The 18,662-nt window shown below is 47.6% G+C and carries 23 protein-coding genes; all 23 read right to left on the bottom strand.

From position 1 onward, the window contains the following. The gene (locus AAEY72_RS00960; protein ID WP_352309104.1) at positions 1–879 is read right to left on the bottom strand and encodes a hypothetical protein; all 879 of its coding nucleotides are present in this window, start codon (positions 877–879) and stop codon (positions 1–3) included. Beyond that, a complete protein-coding gene (locus tag AAEY72_RS00955) occupies positions 879–3,914 on the bottom strand; it encodes a defense against restriction DarA-related protein (RefSeq protein WP_352309103.1) in 3,036 nt (1,011 codons plus the stop codon). Before AAEY72_RS00955 ends, AAEY72_RS00960 begins: the two co-directional genes overlap by 1 nt. Positions 3,915–4,055: 141 nt before the next feature. Continuing rightward, positions 4,056–4,703 (bottom strand): DUF2628 domain-containing protein, encoded by a 648-nt coding sequence (locus AAEY72_RS00950; protein ID WP_352309102.1) that lies wholly within the window; start codon positions 4,701–4,703, stop codon positions 4,056–4,058. 81 nt (positions 4,704–4,784) lie between these two features. Next, positions 4,785–5,381, bottom strand: coding sequence for a hypothetical protein (locus AAEY72_RS00945; protein WP_352309101.1), 597 nt, complete (start codon positions 5,379–5,381; stop codon positions 4,785–4,787). Further along, a complete protein-coding gene (locus tag AAEY72_RS00940) occupies positions 5,374–6,972 on the bottom strand; it encodes a hypothetical protein (RefSeq protein WP_352309100.1) in 1,599 nt (532 codons plus the stop codon). Before AAEY72_RS00940 ends, AAEY72_RS00945 begins: the two co-directional genes overlap by 8 nt. Before the next feature lie 16 nt (positions 6,973–6,988). Further along, on the bottom strand, positions 6,989–7,642 hold the full coding sequence (locus AAEY72_RS00935) for a hypothetical protein (RefSeq protein ID WP_352309099.1): 654 nt from the start codon (positions 7,640–7,642) through the stop codon (positions 6,989–6,991). Then, positions 7,639–8,529: a hypothetical protein gene (locus AAEY72_RS00930; protein ID WP_352309098.1), complete on the bottom strand. Its 891-nt coding sequence runs from the start codon at positions 8,527–8,529 to the stop codon at positions 7,639–7,641. Before AAEY72_RS00930 ends, AAEY72_RS00935 begins: the two co-directional genes overlap by 4 nt. 1 nt (position 8,530) lies before the next feature. Then, positions 8,531–8,938 carry a hypothetical protein gene (locus AAEY72_RS00925; RefSeq protein WP_352309097.1) on the bottom strand — a complete coding sequence of 136 codons (408 nt, stop codon included), beginning with the start codon at positions 8,936–8,938 and terminating at the stop codon, positions 8,531–8,533. A gap of 1 nt (position 8,939) precedes the next feature. Beyond that, positions 8,940–10,004, bottom strand: a complete 1,065-nt coding sequence (locus AAEY72_RS00920) for a hypothetical protein (RefSeq protein WP_352309096.1) — start codon at positions 10,002–10,004, stop codon at positions 8,940–8,942. Further along, complete coding sequence (locus tag AAEY72_RS00915) at positions 10,001–10,201, bottom strand: phage upper tail fiber protein (RefSeq protein WP_352309095.1); 201 nt, start codon at positions 10,199–10,201, stop codon at positions 10,001–10,003. Before AAEY72_RS00915 ends, AAEY72_RS00920 begins: the two co-directional genes overlap by 4 nt. 8 nt (positions 10,202–10,209) lie before the next feature. Continuing rightward, a complete protein-coding gene (locus AAEY72_RS00910) occupies positions 10,210–10,491 on the bottom strand; it encodes a hypothetical protein (protein ID WP_352309094.1) in 282 nt (93 codons plus the stop codon). 21 nt (positions 10,492–10,512) lie between these two features. Further along, entirely contained in the window at positions 10,513–11,004 is a 492-nt protein-coding gene (locus AAEY72_RS00905; protein ID WP_352309093.1) for a hypothetical protein, read from the bottom strand. Between the two features lie 11 nt (positions 11,005–11,015). Next, the gene (locus tag AAEY72_RS00900) at positions 11,016–11,639 is read right to left on the bottom strand and encodes a hypothetical protein (protein ID WP_352309092.1); all 624 of its coding nucleotides are present in this window, start codon (positions 11,637–11,639) and stop codon (positions 11,016–11,018) included. 152 nt (positions 11,640–11,791) lie between these two features. Then, entirely contained in the window at positions 11,792–12,199 is a 408-nt protein-coding gene (locus AAEY72_RS00895) for a type II toxin-antitoxin system HicB family antitoxin (RefSeq protein ID WP_352309091.1), read from the bottom strand. Positions 12,200–12,254: 55 nt separating this feature from the next. Next, positions 12,255–12,437 (bottom strand): type II toxin-antitoxin system HicA family toxin, encoded by a 183-nt coding sequence (locus AAEY72_RS00890; RefSeq protein WP_352309090.1) that lies wholly within the window; start codon positions 12,435–12,437, stop codon positions 12,255–12,257. Between the two features lie 106 nt (positions 12,438–12,543). Next, positions 12,544–13,173: a hypothetical protein gene (locus tag AAEY72_RS00885; protein ID WP_352309089.1), complete on the bottom strand. Its 630-nt coding sequence runs from the start codon at positions 13,171–13,173 to the stop codon at positions 12,544–12,546. Next, positions 13,161–14,624, bottom strand: coding sequence for a hypothetical protein (locus AAEY72_RS00880; protein WP_352309088.1), 1,464 nt, complete (start codon positions 14,622–14,624; stop codon positions 13,161–13,163). The genes AAEY72_RS00885 and AAEY72_RS00880 overlap by 13 nt, the downstream gene beginning before the upstream one ends. Beyond that, entirely contained in the window at positions 14,608–14,937 is a 330-nt protein-coding gene (locus AAEY72_RS00875) for a hypothetical protein (RefSeq protein ID WP_352309087.1), read from the bottom strand. Before AAEY72_RS00875 ends, AAEY72_RS00880 begins: the two co-directional genes overlap by 17 nt. Next, positions 14,937–15,320: a hypothetical protein gene (locus AAEY72_RS00870; RefSeq protein ID WP_352309086.1), complete on the bottom strand. Its 384-nt coding sequence runs from the start codon at positions 15,318–15,320 to the stop codon at positions 14,937–14,939. The genes AAEY72_RS00875 and AAEY72_RS00870 overlap by 1 nt, the downstream gene beginning before the upstream one ends. 9 nt (positions 15,321–15,329) lie before the next feature. Beyond that, positions 15,330–15,851: a hypothetical protein gene (locus AAEY72_RS00865; protein WP_352309085.1), complete on the bottom strand. Its 522-nt coding sequence runs from the start codon at positions 15,849–15,851 to the stop codon at positions 15,330–15,332. A gap of 140 nt (positions 15,852–15,991) precedes the next feature. Beyond that, positions 15,992–16,225, bottom strand: coding sequence for a hypothetical protein (locus AAEY72_RS00860; RefSeq protein WP_352309084.1), 234 nt, complete (start codon positions 16,223–16,225; stop codon positions 15,992–15,994). A 25-nt stretch (positions 16,226–16,250) separates the two neighbouring features. Then, complete coding sequence (locus AAEY72_RS00855) at positions 16,251–17,162, bottom strand: hypothetical protein (protein WP_352309083.1); 912 nt, start codon at positions 17,160–17,162, stop codon at positions 16,251–16,253. Positions 17,163–17,243: 81 nt separating this feature from the next. After that, entirely contained in the window at positions 17,244–18,620 is a 1,377-nt protein-coding gene (locus AAEY72_RS00850) for a hypothetical protein (protein WP_352309082.1), read from the bottom strand. Positions 18,621–18,662 lie beyond the last annotated feature (42 nt).

The raw sequence follows: 18,662 nt of genomic DNA, 5'->3' as shown, positions 1-18,662 counted from the left end.
TTAACGCCTCATGTTAATAATGTTTTGTGCATCCCATGCGGTCAACGATAGCAAGGTGACTTGCACCTTTACGGCTATACGGTCGCCGTTTTTATTCATGGGGGCGGTTATAGGGGCTGATACGCTTTCAATGACCATCGGTGAATAGGTCTTACCGCCATACTCAACTTGTACCAGCGGTGGAATAATCGAGGGAAACATGGACTCTGAAAAGCCATCTTTTAAGCCGCCAACAATCAATGATTGTGACGATAGCTCAGTGGCAGACGCCCAACGCTGTAACTGCTGCAATGGGTCTTCAACCTCGGCTTTGGCATCTTCCCATGCTTGAAAAATAAGGCTGCCAGTAATCCGTACTGAGTTGGATGAGGTAAAAATCTGACGACTATTGAGCTTGGTAAAGTTTGAGCGACCGGATAAGCCTTGTAACTTGCTTTCGGCGTCACTGAGTACGCCTCTCACACTGTCACTCATGCCGGTGGCATTTGCCACAGCCGCGCCAGCCTCAGCACCAGCCGTAGCCAAGCCCGTGGAGTCATTGACCGCTGCAAACAAACTAAAGTAAGCGGCTGATATTTGCCCTGACTGAATCATGCCCATTAGGTTAGGCATACGCCCTTCGGGGTTTGATGACTCAAAGGGGGTGCTGTACTGCGACTCAATGGTAAATTCGCCGTCTTCAAAGATAGACTCAACGCTTGGTTTGCTGGTATCAACGTCATAGGTTTGGTTGCCCTGCCCGCCCTCGTTATTGCCTTCAATAACGGTGCGGATCTTCACAACAAGGTTTTTATTTAAGCCCTTCTCTGACCATAGGCCGCCCAATACCTGACCATTGACCGGCTTACTTTTATTGGTAGCGGGCGGGGTCATGCTCATTATTCGTCACCAGCAAGGCCAGCAAGGGCTTTCATGCTGATAGCAACGAGCTTGCGTTGATAGATTTGGGTTAAGGTATCAATCTCGGCGGTTAGTGCCGCATCGCCCTCAGCCTCATCAACCATCCCTAGTAACGCATCGGTATCAATGCTAGTGGGGTCAAAGTCTCTTGACGTGACGTTATCCATTACTACGGCAATGCGGTCGGCAAGGCTGGTGGCTGGCGTGTCATCGGTGGCTGGCTCAACGGGTAAAGCGGGTTCTGCTACTGGCTCTGCTGCTTTTGCCTTGTTTTCTGCTTCCATGTCAATCTCGCCTTGTTTAAAAAATGACTCTTGAATGGCGTCTTTATAAGCCACGGTGTTGTCAGTGAATACCGGCTTCACATTGGAATGAACGGTCGCGCCACTTGTGCCTAGCAAAATGTCACACTCGCCATCTTCATTGACACGGGCACGTAGATTAAGACCATCTTTTGTGATCTGCGCGGTAATGCCATAAGCGGGCTTAGACTTGTTGGTTAAGGCGTCAAACATTGAGCCTTGATAAGCGGTGGCGTTATAGTCGGCAACGGCAATTTGTGAGTCGTTATCGTCAGCGGCTTGTACCAACTTGCACACGGTATCGGCAAATACCAATGTCATGTCTTTGAACATGCCTTTCTCAATAGCGTATTGTCCACGGTCGTTTACTTGAATGGCGTCATCATCGATACCTAGTACCTGCAAGTTATCGGCGTTACGTTCTAAGAAAATACTGGGGTATTCGCTGCTATCGATGGCGTCATACTCATCGGCATCATCATTATCGTCATCAGCATCAGCGCTGGCGTAGGCTTTCTCAATCATGGCGACCACTTCACTGTCTGACAGCGATAGGTCATCAAGGAATTTAAAATTGGTACTTTCCATCGTCCATACGACCAGTCGATCATTGATATCTTGCTCAGGTGACGTATTGCTATTAAGCGTAGGTATGACCTCAACGCCCTCTTTAATCACGCCATCTAAATAATCATCGCCTTCAAACTCTGAACGCAATTCCCAGTCGTTATCAGTCAATAACTCTTTGACACTGTCAATACGGCTGCTTTGAAACGGTGCAACGCTATTGTAAAAAGTCTTTAGTAGCTCAGGGGCTTTAATGATCTCAGCATAGGTGTAGGTCGTGCCCGCATTTTCACCCTTAACCATCGTGGTGGTGTAATTGTCAAAGTCATTGGTATAGTCGGTGTTGTATTCCGTGGTATCGGTATCGGTTCTGATATTCTGAGCAATAAGCGCCTCAATACCCGCAAAAGCTGGGTACTGGGCAATCATTGCCGCCACGTCTTTAAACGACTTTGGCTTGGATGAGTTGTACGCACGGGTTTGAGCGTTGTCAGCAAAGACGTGCCATGAGCCGTCGTCAAGCTGGCTGGCAGACCATGTATCTTTTTTCTTACTGTTCTTATAAGCGATAAAGACGCCTTTGCCTTGATACTCAACGGGTGGGTAAGTTTTAGCTTTTTTCTCTTTCTTAGCGGGAACGGCTGGCGCGTCGGCTGTGGTATCGGCGGCTTTGTCATCCGTACCGGTCGCACTGGCATTGGCAAAGACCTCAGTGTCTTTAGCGTTGGTTCTATCGCCGCCCTCATCAAAGAAAGAAATAGTGCCTGTGCCTTCCATGTAAGCGTTGAAAGTGCCTTTAATCTCACTGCCACCGTTACGCCATACCACGGAGTCGCCCACTGCAAAATCACCGTTTGGGGTGCTTACTTTTTCGGGTGTGCCAGTGTCTTCTTTCGGCGCGGGCAAGTCAGCATTGTTATTAACCTCATCCGGTGATGGCGTGGCAGCTTTGGTATCAGCGGCTTTCATACGGGCATCAATCGCGGCGTGTAAGCCCTCAATGTCGGTATCAAGCTGCTCAATCGTGGCGTTTTTATCGTCAACGTCCTTTTGTGCCTCATCAAGCTCAGCACTGACTTTAGCGTTACGCACTTGGGCGCTTTGAAAACGTTTTGAGTTCTTGCCAGCGACACGTAAGATACGGCTAGCAAGGGTGGTAAGCTGCACGTTATCGCCATTTTTAGGGGATAAGGCGGCGGTCACATCGCGCTTGTTCAACATCCACTTCCAACTGATCATAATGTCGCTAGGCAGCAACTTGGAGGGCGTACTATCAGGGTTATGGAACCAAATAGACAAGGTTTGACCATCTGATAAGTCAAAGATAAAGGCGGTATTGATAACGCCTTGGCGCTTAAATTCCTTGGTCTGAGTCACGTTGGTAACGGTCAAATCGCCACTTGCCCCAGCTTTCCACATCGCAGTGTATAAACGGTCTTTTAATAGAGACAAACGACTGGCTGTGTCCATCAAGGCATCAAAGCTAATCTCTTGCGCGTCCATTTCAATCAAGGTGTCTGTCAATACAAACGGCGTGATCAATTCATGACGGGTATCGGCACGGGTCATATCAAGACTGAGCAAGCTATCTTTGCCGCCATGACTGCTCAGCTTATTCATGCTATCCCACTGCACGTCGTCAAACGTAACGCGGGTTGCCTCAGTCTTCAATTCTTGCGCGGTCACGGTTGGCAAGTAATGTTGATCTTGTGAGGGATTGTCCATCAATTTATTAACGGCATCGATTGACCATGTATCAACGGCTTGCGCGGGCAAGTTATCAAACTGCACGTTTTGGCTTTCGGTCACAAAGTTGCAATAATCGCCACCTAGACAATCAAGCTGACTGGTGGCCACTTGCATGGCTTGGTCATCGTCATAAGCGCCGCCAATAGCCAAGCTGTCTATATAACGCCCGCCTTGTTTAAAGATATTGACCATATGCCACTGGTCGTCTTCACTGCCAACGCTGCTGTCAAAACCTAAGCCATCAAAACCGGACTCATCCGCAATGACCGCTGGCAAGTCACGATAGCCGCCAGTGATAACGCCAGTCTCATAGCGGCTGTATGCGCTATAATTTGAGCCATCGCCTTTTTCGATACTGTGATGGGTGTGTGCTTTATTTAAACTGGTGTAAGCCATGTCAACGCGCCTATGAATAGTGAATAAGATAACGCTATTCTGACAAGTTTTAAGGCACACAATTTAGGGGGTTCCATAACCATCGGACACAAAAAAGCCCACTCAGTAAGCGGGCTTTTTCAATATGCTTGGATTAAACGGTTAGTACCAGCTAGGGGCAAACAATAGGTACATCATAAGAATGGTTAATATCGCCAGTGTGCCAAAAACGATAGCGCCGGATAAAGACGTCCCGCCCGCTTTTGCCAAGCGTTCTCTTAATAGGCTGGCATCCTCGCCTGAGCCGCTTATCTTTTTAACTTTCTTGCTGGCATGTTTATAGTAAATATGATTGCCCAAAAAGCCGGTAACAAATAGCCATAGCAAACTATAAAGCAGCCCATCAGACGCGCTATAGCCTTCAAAACCTTTCATATACATCATGATGATATCAAGCGCCGGTAGCGCAATGACCAGCATGAACGCCACCCCATACATTTTGCGGTAGCACAGCCAAAAGACACTTAGAAAAAACCCTGCCATATTAAAGCTATACACACCAAGCCCTTTTCTATAACCGTCGCTCTCAGGCTTGCCGTTTAGCCACTTGGCATGATAATAATCATGATATTTATCACCAACAAAACTTGCCAGCGCTTGATCGGCACTATCGGTTTGTGCTTGGCTAGGGGCTGGCATGGCTTGTGCTTGAATAGCGCCGGTCGCTGTGGATAGGCTTAAGCCATCGCCACAGTTGGCACAAAAGTTACCGCCGTTTAAATCTTTTTGCCCGCATTGCCTACAAAACATTTTATTCCTTAATAGCGCGTTATGAGTATTAACATCGTGTGACCGTTTATCACAGTAACACGTTTACGCGCTCATACCGGCTTAATACTCGAACATCAACGGGCGCAATTTTTGGATAGTGATACCGTGTTTGACAATCTCGCTGCGACCAGCGGCGCTAATATCAGCCCGCCCACTTTTTGCCGCCACAAGCCATGACCGTTTAACGACTGGCGGCTTACTGGGGTTTTCATGATCAATCAGCCCTATGCTTAATTTAAAGGCATAATTTTTAGGCTCGTTCACTGTGCCATCATCATTAAATGCCAGCTCATAACACGCCCTGAATGATTTAAAAATATCCCCGTTGGCGGTCTCAATGAACGTCAATTCCATGTCGTCGGCGGTTTTTTGCGTTAGATAGTTGGACTGCAACGCGCCCGCATAAAAGCTCTCTGACTCTGAGCTGCCAAGCGATAAATCACTATCCGTCACAAGATAGCCAAGCGACTTGTTGTTAAACCACGGTATGCCTGCACCAATGTTAAAAACATCCTCAATGGTCACGCTATACATACACTGCAATAGCGCCTTGTGTGCGCGAACCTCCCCATACAATAGCTTAAGCGCCTGTGATGGGCTATCAGTCACTACCGGCGCGTTAGTGGCTCTCAATAACGGCTGTGCGTATTTATTCATCGTCAAATCCTAAGCCAGCGGGTAATTCGTCATCATCATTTGGCGCTGATTGTGGTTGCCCGCCCATTGGCATACCCTCTGCGTCCTGTGCGGGTGCGGTGATGGCGATGGCTATTCTCTCAGCGGTGGTAGCGTCATAACCCAGCTCATCTTCAAGCATTAACTGGGCGGTGTGTCTATCCAAGCCAAGCTCTTTGATGCCTATGATTGCCTGTGTCTGAACGGTTAAAGTGTTGGCACGTGCCTGTTTATTATTGAGTGCCTGTGCTGCGGCCGCATTTTGGTCGCTGTAAAAATCAAACTGCCACGGATAGTCTTTTTCCTCAAAATACTCACCATATTTAATGCCCCAATGTATCGACATAAGGTGATTATAGGCATCGGTGTTTGCCTGACGAATGAGCAACGACCGGCGCATGATTTGCGCTGACGTATGAAACGCTGCGCCATCGCCTAAACCACCCGCCAGCATATCAGCCCAGCCAACCAAGGCAAGGTCAATACCTAACCCGCCAGCGACACGGCGCAAGTTGATCATTAAATTGTTTTCACTCAATGGGGCGTTACGCTGTGACATTTCACCGACTGAGTTTAGAATTTGCTTGTCACCCCATTGCGGCATGACGTGATACTTGGTTCCGTGTAGTGCTTCGCCGCCTTTAAACGCATCTTCTACTTGGTCACGATAACCGGTGAGCATATCAACGATACTTTTGCGGTACTTCTTTTGTTGAGCGGGCGGCATCCCTTCCATGTTGATGGTTAAAAATGCCTGCTTTACACTATCTGCAATGGTTTGGTTATTGAGTCCGGCGCGGCTAATGGTCACATCCTGCCATGCTTCCTCGATGGGATATAGAAACGAGCCGCCGACCTCTGCGGGCAAGATAGGGTTGTCGCTGCGTTTGTCATAAATCAGTGTTTTTTCTTCTTGCCATACCTGCAATGACATTTGCGGCACAATGTCACTACGCGGCATCTTAACCCGCAATAGTTGCATCGGGGTTAGCTTGGCGATTGAGCGCTCAAAGTCTTCTTCTTCTAACGCATGATAGCCCACGGTCTCGCCCGCCTGTTCAAACGGCATGATTAGCGGGCTTGCTGTATGGCGGTTATTCATTAAGCCCACAACGCCGTGCCGTTTGTCTAAATAGATGCGGGCAAAACTGTCACCAAAACCGATAGCCTGACGTGCCATTGCAAACGCCTGTTTGTTGATAATCGGGGTAATATGACGCGCCTCACGTTCTACCTTTTTGCGTAGTTCGGCGGCGCGTTTGCCTTTGCCCCGTATGCGGTCATGCGGGGTCATAAAGATCATGTCACCGGTAGACTCATGCCCACCCAGTGCGGCGGTCACATGCAAGTTAAGCGCCTCTGAGATTTGCGGGTCTTTTTGCATCAATTCCCACATGGTATAAATTTGCTGGCGGGTGCGTGGTAATTTCTCACGGCTGGCATACGTGCCAAGCTCGAATTGGTTTAAGGTCTCATACTGGCTGTGAACATCGTTAATGGTGGCATTGGTACTAAACCCGCCGCTATCACGATTGTTGATCAGCATTCCCGCCATTCTGTCTAAAAGTTTCATAGTACCGCCTAATTAGTTATTTTGGGCTGCTCGTTGTACCGCCACCGGTATCAACGCCGCCATGTAGATGGTATTTGACCGATATGTTGCCAGCCTTAATGTCATTCGTGGCGTTTATGCTACCGTTGATGGTTTGGTTGCCATACGACACACTATTGCCGTTAATGGTTTGACCACCATTGATGAGTTGATTGCCGGTCATAAAGTAATTGCCAACGTGATTAATGTCGCCTTTAAAGTTGCTCTCAGCATTGACGTTTAAAGCCGTGGCATTGATGGTCACGGTTTCAGCGTCAATGTTTACCTTTTTGGCTTTAATATCCACAAAGTCTTTAGCAGACAGCGTTATGCTGGCACGTGCCAGTAGCTCGATATTCTCTTGTCTGATACGTCTTACATCGATAGTGGCGCGTCCTTGACCATGACGGCGGTAAAAAGCAATCACGGGCATTGAGATATCGCCTTGCTCAAAGAATACCCATACGTCAGCATTGGCGTTCAGCTCGCGCTCAGTGTCTAAATCGTCGTCACCGATGGGATAGGCAAGCATGGCAGTAATACCGTCTGCTACCCCATCCGTCATGCCAGCAATCGACACTCTTGCCGTTCGATTGGCGTTATCGTAGCTAATCAACTTGGCGGGGTGCATGTAAGGGGATATAAAACTCATTTGGCGTCCTCAATTTGTGCCAGCCATGCTTTTGTTGCCATTACTGAGCGACCGCCTAAAGCACCGGACTCGTAATTGTGAGCGCCGGTTAATACGACTAGGCGCTTGCCGTCAACGTCAATCAACTTGCCCGCATCCAAGCGCTCATCAAGCTGGCGGGTTATTTTGGCTTTGGTGATTAAAATGCGTCGTAAGTTTTGTAATTCACGGTTGTCAGCTCGCGGGTAATATTGAATGGAGCGTTCAGATCTGACTGTGCCTACAATGTCTGAACCGTTGTCATCGATGGATAAGTAATTGATATTGCCGTGCCGGATGGCATTGGGGTTGTCTACCCACTGAACGGCGCTTTTATCGAACATCAGCGGCTCACCCGCCATCAAGTCGTTCAGACGAATAACCGACAAGCCTTGCTCGGTATTGACCATCACCGCCGCCTCTTTTTGTAAGGCAAGGGCGATGGGTTTGGTGGGCAGTTGCCCTTTGAGGCAAATGAATGATGCCAACTTAATGTCACGCTTAATCCGCACCTTAGCGCCCAGTGCGCGGTACACCTCATTAAAACTGGTATTTTCTAAATAGACGGCCTTAGTGGTCACGCCTAGCAGCGGCTCACAGCCAGCCATGACTGCAATAATATGAATGGCGGCGATACGCTTGCCCGCCTTAATAGATTGTTCATTGACGACCTGCGACTTAACGATGACCAGTGGTACGCCTTTAGGGGTTAGTAGTGGCTTGCCGATGATCAATAGCTCGCGCAATCGGTCATCGGCTTTCACCACCATTTCAAGCGTGACGGGTACGGGTACAAGATCGGTTCGATAGATTGCGCTGATTAGATTACCGCCACCAATTTGACTACCATCTTCAAGCTGAATATTCATACTATATTTGCTCTAAATCAGTATCGATAACAACCGATAGGCCGATGGCTTGAAAAAACAACAACGGCTCAATATCAACACCAATGATAATTTTATCGATACTGGCTACCATGCCAGCCTCATATATCACTGAGCTATTAAGGGCTTTTTGCGCCGACGCCACGTCTGCATCAAGGGCATGGTCATATAGCTTTTCGCCGTCTAGTTCTTGATCAAAAAGCGCTAATACTTTGTCCTTAATAACCGTGCTACATACCGTGTACAAGTTACCGTCTGCATCCTGCCAGTCAGCCGTGCCAAACGTGTAAACGTCAGCCGCATTTTCGCCCGCAATCAATGCCAACTGATTGGCATTGGCTATCATTGATTGTGGTACGCATAAGCTCATTCTATGATTGTATTCAGTCATTCTAATAACCTCCTGTGACAGAGATAGCCCAGCCACGCGCACGTAACGTATCGATGGCTTGATTACCTGTGGCTGATGGTGCTGAACCGCCTGATTGGTCAAATTGACGTGCGCCATCCGCTATGCCTGACGCGACCAACGATACTAAGATACCGTCAATGCTTTCTTGGTTTAGATTTGTTTGCATAAACGTGCTGTTAAAACGACCTGATTTTACGTTATCAAAAGCATGTGCAGGTAAGTCGGTTAATGATGTGCATGCAAACCAAGCTTTATAAAAACTTTCAACACTAGACATATCAAGTAATGGAAAGCTCGTTAATGATGAGCAGTAGCTCCAAGCTCTAGAAAAATTAGTAGCGCTAGACGTATCAATCAACGGAAAGCTCGTTAATGATGAGCAGCTATTCCAAGCATTATAAAAATTAGTAGCGCTAGACGTATCAATCAATGGAAAACTGGTCAGATGGGCTTGTACAAACCAAAAAGAGCCAAAGTCAGTAACCGCGCTAAAATCAGCCACCGCGCCATTTTCGACAAAATAACCCTCAGTATTCTCTTGCTCGCTATCCGTCAACGCGCCATCCCTCAACAACACGCCGACAATATCATCACTGGGAAAGTATCTACTGCCAAGCTTAAAGTCACCAGCAGGGATAGAGACTCCGTATGACGCTGTTCCAATCGTAGTAGCAAGCACCATCGTGCCTACAAACTTGCTAGGCATATTAATCACAAGCTCATCATCTGCCTTGTCTAGCTGTAACCTGTCAGGCGCTTGCTCATAAGTCGGTCGCCTTGCGCTAATAGGCTGCGTGGCATGCCAGTCGTTGCCGCTTTTATCAAGCGTAGCGCCGATAGGGTCACCAGCCTTGGTCGCTGGCGTGCTAAGGGCGGTATCTTGAAACAAGGTTGCGGCATCTACTGCCTCATACCACGCACCCAGCTCGCCATTTACAAACAAGCTAAGCGGGTTGAATTTAGCAGGGGTCGCGCTATAAATAAGCTCGTTATTTAGATAAGCCGCTACGATTTCTTGACTACCATAGAAAATATGCTTAATCATTCTTTCACCATGTACATAGTATCAACGTCTTTAACGGTCACGGCGTCATACTCTGCCAACGTGCCTATCCATAACTTAACGCCGCTATTAGTTCGACTGTTTAGGATAGACGCACCATCAATGCCATCAATGCCATCAATGCCATCAATGCCATCAATGCCATTCTCACTATTAGGACTACCAAAATTCTGAGACATAACAAATCCTATTTAATTACGATTACCGGCTGGTCTTTACCCGCACTGATAGTGTTTAGACGCAACCATACTGGGACGTTTTGATGAAAGTTTGCATGCACACTGAGCGTTATTCTTATAAACGCATCGGTGTCATCGGCTGGCTCAGTGCCGCCAATAACCACGTCAAAAAACGTTTTGCTATAACTGTCTCTATCAATGACCGATTGCAAAGTGCAAGCACCATCAGAAACGTTTAACCATTGGTCGGTAATGGTTGTTTTGGTGGTGCTGGCTGGCGTGTCTGCCATAAATTACTCTCTCTATTATTGTTAGCGTCTAACCCATAACCAGTACGGATCATCGCCTAGAAATTTAGGCTTAGGTGTTTCAGTGCTGAATGGTTGGAATTGGAACGCTTCTTTTTTCATTGCCGTTTCAGCATCCGCATAAATTTGCCGTGCCTCGCTTGATGACAGTCCCGCGCCTTGCACACCAAGATTTTGAGCACCTTCCATCCGGCGGGCTTGCACTAAGTCGCAATGAGCGCGTACCAATGGTTCGATAATCGCCCAGTCATCCACACCAATGACCGTCGTATCATCAATGACCAGTTTTGGCCTGACACACTCGTCATCGGTGGCGGGCGCGTCATTAAACGCATCTGCCCATGCTGCATACTTTTTAATATTGATGGTTAAGACCTTGATCACGTCTGACTCTAACAACGAGTAACCGGTTGTCAAAAGCTCGCTATACAAGTCGGCTGCTACGTCTAAGGTCGTTCCATAGACGCGGGTTTTGTCACAATCAGTCGTGCTCATAAAGTCACCTATTAACCAAAGATATTCGTATTGCCGGTGCTCGATTGCGGCGTTAAGCCACCTAGATTATCGATGGCTGCCAGCAAAGTATTAGCAAACACATCGTCACTACCAGTCGAGCCGATATTGCCATCTTGACCAAAATAGTTATAACGGCATGAGGCTTGTACTTGTAGGATTTGCGAGCGACTTGCGGCGTCAATTTCACCGCCGCCATCCGTGAAGGTAATCGCGCAATCTAGTAGCTCGTATTCGCGCAAGCCTTTGATTTGGTCGCCATCGCCTACATAGCCATCGTAAACACGTGCCATTGGTAAAATACCGTTATGAATGTTCACCATGTCTTCGGCAAAATCAGCAATCGCGCCACCTTCGGTCTCGATGAGCGTCCATTGCGACTCAAAGTTGGTCTTACGAGTGCCTGAGACATGCAGTTGCAAGCCACCAGCGGCATCAACGTCTGCGGCATCATGATGGCTTGTGATGGGGCGTTGAAAGTTTTGGATAAGCAGATATAAATTGTCGTAGCCTTCAGGAACCAATACCGCATTACACGCCAGCATCGCTGCGCCTAATGACTTCATGGTTTCATACCGTTTGCGTAGAGCCTTTAGGCTTGGGGTGTTGGTTTTCATAATAGCGCCTTGTCAGTATCGTAAATGATAGGGTTATTCTGACAAGTTTTGAGAGACACGATTTAGGGGGTTCCATCGCCCACGGGCAACAAAAAACCCCGCTAATGAATTAGCGGGGTTTGGTAGGTAAGCGCGGGCTGGCATGAGGCTTGTTAAGCAATAAGGTCTCTTTCTGCCAACTTCGCTAAAAAAGCACTTCTATTTTTATAGCGGTCTTTATTAGTCGCAACCTTCTCATCAATCATATGCACTAAGCGGCTCGGTAACGTGACATTGATTTTCTCACTTTTACCTAGATAACGGTTCACATCAACCTCAACCAATGCCCACGTCATCCCTTCGTATTCAGGATTGCTCATATGGTTATCAATATCAGTCGGTAACGGGATATCCTCGTCATCCTCGACCAAGCCTTCAAGGTGCAATTCGATGGCTTCTATTGCATTGGCAATCGCATCTTGATAATCATCTGCTGCTGAGAAACAACCGATCACGTCAGGAATAAATATACCGTGTGCGGTGTTGTTATCGGCTCTAGTAATCGCAATAGGATATAACATATCCAAACTCCTTAGTTGGTTGGTTATGGCAGTCATGTACCTTAAAGCCGCTGGGTTATGACAACCCAGCTTGTTTTAAAATACTTTTAACGGTGAGCTGATTTAGGTCTTTCTTTGGATGGGGTATGGTTACTCGCCCCTTTTTAGTATCATGTTTTAATTGGTGGTGACTGCCTTTTACAGCAACTAGATACCATCCATCAGCTTTTAACATCCTCATTAAATCACGACTTGTCATAACCTCCCTTTTCTTTGATGATGGCATATTATACCTCTAGGGTTATAATAACACAAGAACTATCGGACACGCTCAGACCTGCTCGGACACACTCGGACACGCCCTATCAATACGGCGAAAAGTTACCGACTAGCTGTAACGTGCCAGCGGTGGCAATAGACAAGCCCACGTCCTCAGCGTCAATGTCTACCGCAATTTCGGGTACGACTTGCCACGGCACGAGTCTTGATAGCGTAGGCGCAAGCTCTGACAGCTCAGAAATATTGACAGCGGCATCAATCTTGATACGCACACGGCTGGTCAAAAATCGCCCTTGCCCTTGTGCCTCGCTCACATGGCGCGGGTAACTACTGGCAAACTTCTTTGAGTGCCACAAGCGGATGACCTCGTTTTGAGTGGGATAAAGCATGTCTAAGATAAACTGCAAAAATCCTAACCCGCGCTCACTGGCGATAGATTCCCAGTTGGCATAAATCACGCTCATCAGCTTGTCGGATAAGCCGCCATCGTCACGACGCAATACCGCCAAGCCGTTTAGTTTGGTAAAGCGCTCAACGACCGTGCGGCTTCCCTGCCACGGTGTCCCATAGTTATGAATGTCATTAAGCTGGTCAATTTGCAAGTCCTGCACAATCGCGGTAAACACACCCACCATTGCCCGCTCCAAATCATTAGCAGCATGGCTGTGTAAAAGTGGCGATAAGAAGTCGCTGGCATCGAGTATTACATTGTCCATATGGCGTTACCACTGTCGGCGGTGCGGGTTAGGTTGATAGTGATACTGGCATCATTCAAAAATGCCCACTCATGCGGCTTGACTGGCTGGCTAGCCACGTCCTCACCACTCACGGTAAAGTCACTAATACGGTCTTGAAAAGCGGTGATATTGTCTCTTAATCGGGTGGCAATCTCTTGTAGATTAAAGCCATCAGCATTGTGGTGAATAGCGGTTAATGAACCTTTGCCATAACCTGCCAGCAATAATTCTTTAATCTGTGTTTTCACTGAGTCCAAGTCATGCACACCCGCCAAGCGGCCTTTAATCTCAATACGGTACGGGCGCTCTCTGACCGCTTTTACTCTTATGCGCCCTTCGAGTAAGCTATCGGCACGTGCCACCAGTTGCGATATGTCGGTGATTAACTGGGTGTTTTCATTGGCATTACTCGACTTTGTGACCACAGCAAGGTTCAAGTGATTGATGCTATCCAAATCTGCACCATAGTAGCGCTCATGGGTGGTCTCATTCCATATCGCCATATAAGTAAATCGGCTCATAAAATGCTGCATGACTAAGAAAGTAAAGTTGCCCATGAATACCGCGTTACGGTCATACATGGCCGGAAAACTTGCCAGCAATCTAAGCTGATCAATGGTTAAGGGGTTTGAACCGGCACGTATCATGTCGCCTTTTTTAAAGTATAGGTTTAAGGCAGACTCATCGTTGATCACAATCTCACTGAGCGCCGCTTGCCGCAAGCTGGCAGGGTCAACCTCACCATAGGACTGAGTAATCATAAACTGGTAGGTCTCGCCCGCCTGCACAGTCTTACCAGCGCGGTCATTTGCGCCAAAGATGACATTGATATCGGTAAGATTGTCACTTTGCAACGTGTATGCTGGCTGGTTCAGTCCGGCGTTCATGAATTTAGGCGTATGCTGATAGGATTCGCCCGTGGTCGTATTGGTAATAGCGATGGCTGAAAAATAAGCATTGTCCGTGGTCGATAGCGATACCTTATAAAACGGCTCATTGATGGGTACAGTCATGTCAACGCGGTTCACGGTACTTTGCTCAGTCAATACCGTTTTAACCCCGCCTGCGCCAACTGTGACGGCTGCCAGTAAACGCCACTGACGCCCTGTGCCATCTTCAATGAGCCGCCCTTGCGATAGGGTCAGCGTTGATAGGGAACCATTTTCAACGGTTAACTGGTGCTGGCATGGGGTGGCGACCGGTAAAATGCCTTTATTGATGGCATCGGCAATAATGGTACGGTTTTTTGATTTAATGAACGGCTCAATGCTATTCACATCGTTATCACGTTTTAAGTAAATAGCCGCCTCAACGATAGAGATTAACATGGCGCTAACGGTGGGGTCGCCTACCCGCCAAAGCTCAGCAATGTCGGGATAGTCGTTGATATTACTATTGATACTTTCAAGTATTTTACTGCGCTCTGACATCATAATAATCCTGATCTGAGGTTTCAATTTTAGACTCGCCAAGCGTGAGCTGAATAGCGCCTATTAATAAGTAGACATATAATGAGTCATGCCCTTTTTCTTCGGTGACAATCTTTAACTGGCTGTCGCTAAATTGGCTCAGTAACGGTATGTCTGCTCGTAGCTTTTTAAGCAAAGCGTTCGCGCTATCGGTCGATAAATCACGCAATAGCAGATTGCGAACATCCGCACCGTAACTGCTAGAGAAATAGCCGTTCGGTGGGGTTTTGAGCCAGTGCTCTACCATCGACTTAACGTTTTGAGCATCAATCATTACTGGCTCCCTGCTGGCACGTCCGGCTTTATATGAGTCGCATAACGGCTATTTTTCACGCAAACAAGCATCACGTTTAGCCACATCAGCGGGATAGCCGTCATTGCCATGCCCGCCAACAACCCTGCCCCGCCAGCACCCCATGAGGTGCTATAAACCATCAACCCATAAAAGCGCCACAGTAGAAACAAGTAAAAAGTCATCAAGGGGGCAGCTATAAAGGTGCTGCGCTTAAGCATCGCGGGCAGTGCCACTTTGAGGGCGTGAACACTAATAAGGTTATTGAGCGTGGCAATACGTGCCCGCGTGTCAAAATAAAGATAGATGACAGTCATCCATGCTAGACCGGACAAAAAGGTGTCAATGATATAGCTGTTTTGCATGTCTAGTCCTTACTGGTTATTCAATTTTTCAAGTTGGCCTTCAAGCCCTTTTTTCTCAGTGCTTTTGTTCTTAATGATCACATCAAGCTCCGTCGCCTCAGTCATGAGGGCGTTGCGTTGTTGTGATTTATTTTTGGGTGTCGTTTTTGTGCCGGTGGGTGCTTTACGGACTTTCTTTTTTGCCAGCTTCTTGGCGAAAGCCGCTTGCCCATTTTTAATGATAGCGCCCAGTTGTGCCACTGACGCATCAAAAGACGGTTTGTAGCTGTGGTCATAGTCGCCCGCTAATGGCTGATTTTTGCCGTTGATATCGATGCGGAATAGGTCGGGGTTTTCATCAGCAATGCGAATATAAACAACCATCGTTTGCCCATTTTCAAACACCATGCGTACCGGTCGAGCACTTGCGCCAGCGACACGCTTGGTTTTTTCGATATCAACAATAGGGATGGCTTGTTTGGTGGATTTTTTAAGCTGCTTGATGAGGTCTTTGATCAATGGCGTGGTTTTCTTAAGCTCTGATAGTTTCATGGTTCACCTATGTTCAATGGGGTAATTAACTGATAGAACCATTGTAGGCGGATTAGTTTATTGCTGGCTGGCAGGGTTCCAACAAAAAGCCCGCCTCATGATGAGGCGGGCTTTTAACAAAAAGATATGCTATCTACTGGCTATTTTAGCCGATTGGTTCCTGAATAATAGGTCACAATCATGGACAGTATTAACGCCAATACCACGGCTACTTTTAGCATAAGGTAAGACACGCTTTGTTCTAAAAACTCAGAATTGATCACCATTAGCGTTAAAGCAATGAGCTGAAATATAATAAGATTGAACTTAGCCAAGCCAAGCTCACTACTCACCTCAATGCCGTTCTTACTTAAAAAGCGGATAATCGTAATCATAGTAACCCTTATATCATTAGTTGCTTTACTTCATACGTGGTGGGCGCTTGGCGCGGGCTTTGTTAGCACCAGCAAGGGCGGCTAAACGTTTTGGATTGCCCTTATAGATATTTTGTGAAATGCCTTTTTTCAACGAGCGCATGGCTTTTTTGATCACGCGTGGCGCTTGGGCTTTTTTCTGTGCCTTTTTGAGTCCCGCTTTTTGACCGGCGCTCAGTTTGGCTGTGCCACTGATACGTTTATTGATCACCACTTTCTTGCCTTTACGCATGGCTTTAACGGCGGTATAACGTAGCTTTTTGCCATTGATAGTACGGCTTGATTTCTTACCGACCGTTAGTTTTTTCTTGCCAGCGGCATCAAATTGCTGGCTCTCATCATCCAGCCCGTCAAAGCTTTCGTCGTCGTCATCATCATCATCGCTATAAATAAATGCGGTCATAAAGTCTTCAAAGTCTTTGCCATCGTCAGGCATGTTGTCTAATACAGTCTCGGCGGCTGATACCACAGCGGCATCCGCAACCTCAGCGTCGGTATCAAACAAATCTTCGATAATGTCATCGTCAACGCCTAACGTCGATAGCGCATCTGATACGTGGGCTGAGAATACCGTTTTAACGTTATCATCAATCTCATCAACATCATCTTCATCGTCGCCATCTGAGAACGCTTCGAGCATCAAGCTATCAAGCAATTCACTCGGCAGCATCGCGTCATCGTCATAATCGGTCTCTGATAACATGCTGGCAAGCATGAAAGTGACTGATAAGGCTTGCGAACGCATCTGACTGGTCGCAGCGATAGCCATGCGCTCATTGATACGGCTGACCTCTAATTTATCAGCGGCGACTTTAGGGTCAATGGCATCAAATTGCGCTTGTTGCTCGTTATACTGACGTTCAAGGCGGCGGGCGGTCATACGGTCGTGAGTAATCATAGGTGTGTCCTTTTAATGGGTCGTTGTGCGTAAGGGTAAAGACTGAACGCTACCCAGCTTAGCGGCGCTCAGTCATTGAGGTTATTTGGTGATAGTGGTTTCTAAGAACACTTGACGCGCACAACCTTGCGGGCGGCGGCTGAACTTAATGTCGACTTTCTCAAAAGGACTGTCAGCGCGTGGGGCAATACTGAGCGCGTAGTACAAGCCGTTCAGCTCATCACTGGCAGTCAATAGCCCTGCTGAGGCGCACTTGTTTAAGGCACGGACGCATTCGTCCTGAGCATCCTTGATAAAGCTGGTCATGCCCTTAAGCAAATGCTTCTTTGCGATTGAGGTCACAAGGTTTGCCGTGTAAGTTTCGATTTCTGAGGCGTTGATCAAGCGTAAGGCACTGGTATCGCTATCGAACTGGGTTAAGGCATCGCCATAAATCCAACGAGCGCCGCCCTCAAATTCCTCATTGATAACCACGTTCACGCCCGCTGCTGCTAGGGCGTTTTGTGCGTCTTCTTGTAATGACACGCCCGCCATTTTCTCCATATCACGGAACGCAAGGGGAAAGTCATAACCGGCGATTGGGCGGTTAATTGGTGGCACACCAGCGGCATTAGAATTGGCATTACGAATAAGCAGTTGAGCGAGGTAATCGCCTACGCATGGTCGCCATTTCTTACGTGCTAATACGGTGGTTGCGTTGCTAGGTCGTGACTGGTTCGGGTTCCAAAACAACCATAACCGGTGATCATCAATACTGATTGCTTCGGCTAGGCCAACGACGGATTGCCAGTCAGTCATATTGCCCATGTCAATTAAGACGTGGCAATTACGCTTAGCCATGACCTCAGCCAGTGCCTCAATGTTTGGCAGACTGTCAATCTCACAAGTGACTAGATAGCGTGGACGGTCGCGCATATCTAGCAAGGCAGTTTTGACCTCATGCGGGGTTAAGTCTGTGACGGTGGTGGCTGGCACGGTCAGTACGGCTTCTTTGACACGGTAGTCGCCCAGTTGGTTTAAAACGCCGTTGTCCGTCAAGGCGGTTTTGATTGCCTCTGCTTGACCGGCTGAATACGTGGTTTCGACCGTTTCAAAAAAGTCATAGATGGTTTCCATCGAGGCTTGAAAATCCAGCTTACCGGTAATGTATGAAAACCGTTCTGAATGGCTTTCCTCTAACGCTTCAATACCGCCGCCCGTGTATAGGCGACCTTGTAGATTGGTCAGTGAACTGCCATTCACTTTGTCTTCAAAAGCAATCTTGAAAACAAGGTTGTTGAGCGGATCATCAAGGGATGGGCGGGTCTTATCGTCAACCACCATGACCTTAGCAACGACATTGGCATCAAACGCATATTGCGTTACAAGCTCAATGCTGGCTAGAGCGGCGGGATTGGCGGTTGTGGTTAGCGTCATAGATGAGGCTAAAATACTGAGGTATAACGTTTGAGCGGTCATAATAAATTGCCTATACGTGTGTTGGTATGTCACAAGTATAGG

This window comes from Psychrobacter sp. W2-37-MNA-CIBAN-0211 (assembly GCF_040309405.1).
GTDB classification, from domain to species: Bacteria; Pseudomonadota; Gammaproteobacteria; order Pseudomonadales; family Moraxellaceae; genus Psychrobacter; species Psychrobacter glaciei.
Note: the sequence above shows the minus strand (reverse complement) of the source record. Positions and strands in the feature narration are given on the sequence as shown.

Coding starts and splice junctions, on each gene's coding strand:
- AAEY72_RS00960 (WP_352309104.1), bottom strand. CDS start 879: ATGAGCATGACCCCGCCCGCTACCAATAAAAGTAAGCCGGTCAATGGT.
- AAEY72_RS00955 (WP_352309103.1), bottom strand. CDS start 3,914: ATGGCTTACACCAGTTTAAATAAAGCACACACCCATCACAGTATCGAA.
- AAEY72_RS00950 (WP_352309102.1), bottom strand. CDS start 4,703: ATGTTTTGTAGGCAATGCGGGCAAAAAGATTTAAACGGCGGTAACTTT.
- AAEY72_RS00945 (WP_352309101.1), bottom strand. CDS start 5,381: ATGAATAAATACGCACAGCCGTTATTGAGAGCCACTAACGCGCCGGTA.
- AAEY72_RS00940 (WP_352309100.1), bottom strand. CDS start 6,972: ATGAAACTTTTAGACAGAATGGCGGGAATGCTGATCAACAATCGTGAT.
- AAEY72_RS00935 (WP_352309099.1), bottom strand. CDS start 7,642: ATGAGTTTTATATCCCCTTACATGCACCCCGCCAAGTTGATTAGCTAC.
- AAEY72_RS00930 (WP_352309098.1), bottom strand. CDS start 8,529: ATGAATATTCAGCTTGAAGATGGTAGTCAAATTGGTGGCGGTAATCTA.
- AAEY72_RS00925 (WP_352309097.1), bottom strand. CDS start 8,938: ATGACTGAATACAATCATAGAATGAGCTTATGCGTACCACAATCAATG.
- AAEY72_RS00920 (WP_352309096.1), bottom strand. CDS start 10,004: ATGATTAAGCATATTTTCTATGGTAGTCAAGAAATCGTAGCGGCTTAT.
- AAEY72_RS00915 (WP_352309095.1), bottom strand. CDS start 10,201: ATGTCTCAGAATTTTGGTAGTCCTAATAGTGAGAATGGCATTGATGGC.
- AAEY72_RS00910 (WP_352309094.1), bottom strand. CDS start 10,491: ATGGCAGACACGCCAGCCAGCACCACCAAAACAACCATTACCGACCAA.
- AAEY72_RS00905 (WP_352309093.1), bottom strand. CDS start 11,004: ATGAGCACGACTGATTGTGACAAAACCCGCGTCTATGGAACGACCTTA.
- AAEY72_RS00900 (WP_352309092.1), bottom strand. CDS start 11,639: ATGAAAACCAACACCCCAAGCCTAAAGGCTCTACGCAAACGGTATGAA.
- AAEY72_RS00895 (WP_352309091.1), bottom strand. CDS start 12,199: ATGTTATATCCTATTGCGATTACTAGAGCCGATAACAACACCGCACAC.
- AAEY72_RS00890 (WP_352309090.1), bottom strand. CDS start 12,437: ATGACAAGTCGTGATTTAATGAGGATGTTAAAAGCTGATGGATGGTAT.
- AAEY72_RS00885 (WP_352309089.1), bottom strand. CDS start 13,173: ATGGACAATGTAATACTCGATGCCAGCGACTTCTTATCGCCACTTTTA.
- AAEY72_RS00880 (WP_352309088.1), bottom strand. CDS start 14,624: ATGTCAGAGCGCAGTAAAATACTTGAAAGTATCAATAGTAATATCAAC.
- AAEY72_RS00875 (WP_352309087.1), bottom strand. CDS start 14,937: ATGATTGATGCTCAAAACGTTAAGTCGATGGTAGAGCACTGGCTCAAA.
- AAEY72_RS00870 (WP_352309086.1), bottom strand. CDS start 15,320: ATGCAAAACAGCTATATCATTGACACCTTTTTGTCCGGTCTAGCATGG.
- AAEY72_RS00865 (WP_352309085.1), bottom strand. CDS start 15,851: ATGAAACTATCAGAGCTTAAGAAAACCACGCCATTGATCAAAGACCTC.
- AAEY72_RS00860 (WP_352309084.1), bottom strand. CDS start 16,225: ATGATTACGATTATCCGCTTTTTAAGTAAGAACGGCATTGAGGTGAGT.
- AAEY72_RS00855 (WP_352309083.1), bottom strand. CDS start 17,162: ATGATTACTCACGACCGTATGACCGCCCGCCGCCTTGAACGTCAGTAT.
- AAEY72_RS00850 (WP_352309082.1), bottom strand. CDS start 18,620: ATGACCGCTCAAACGTTATACCTCAGTATTTTAGCCTCATCTATGACG.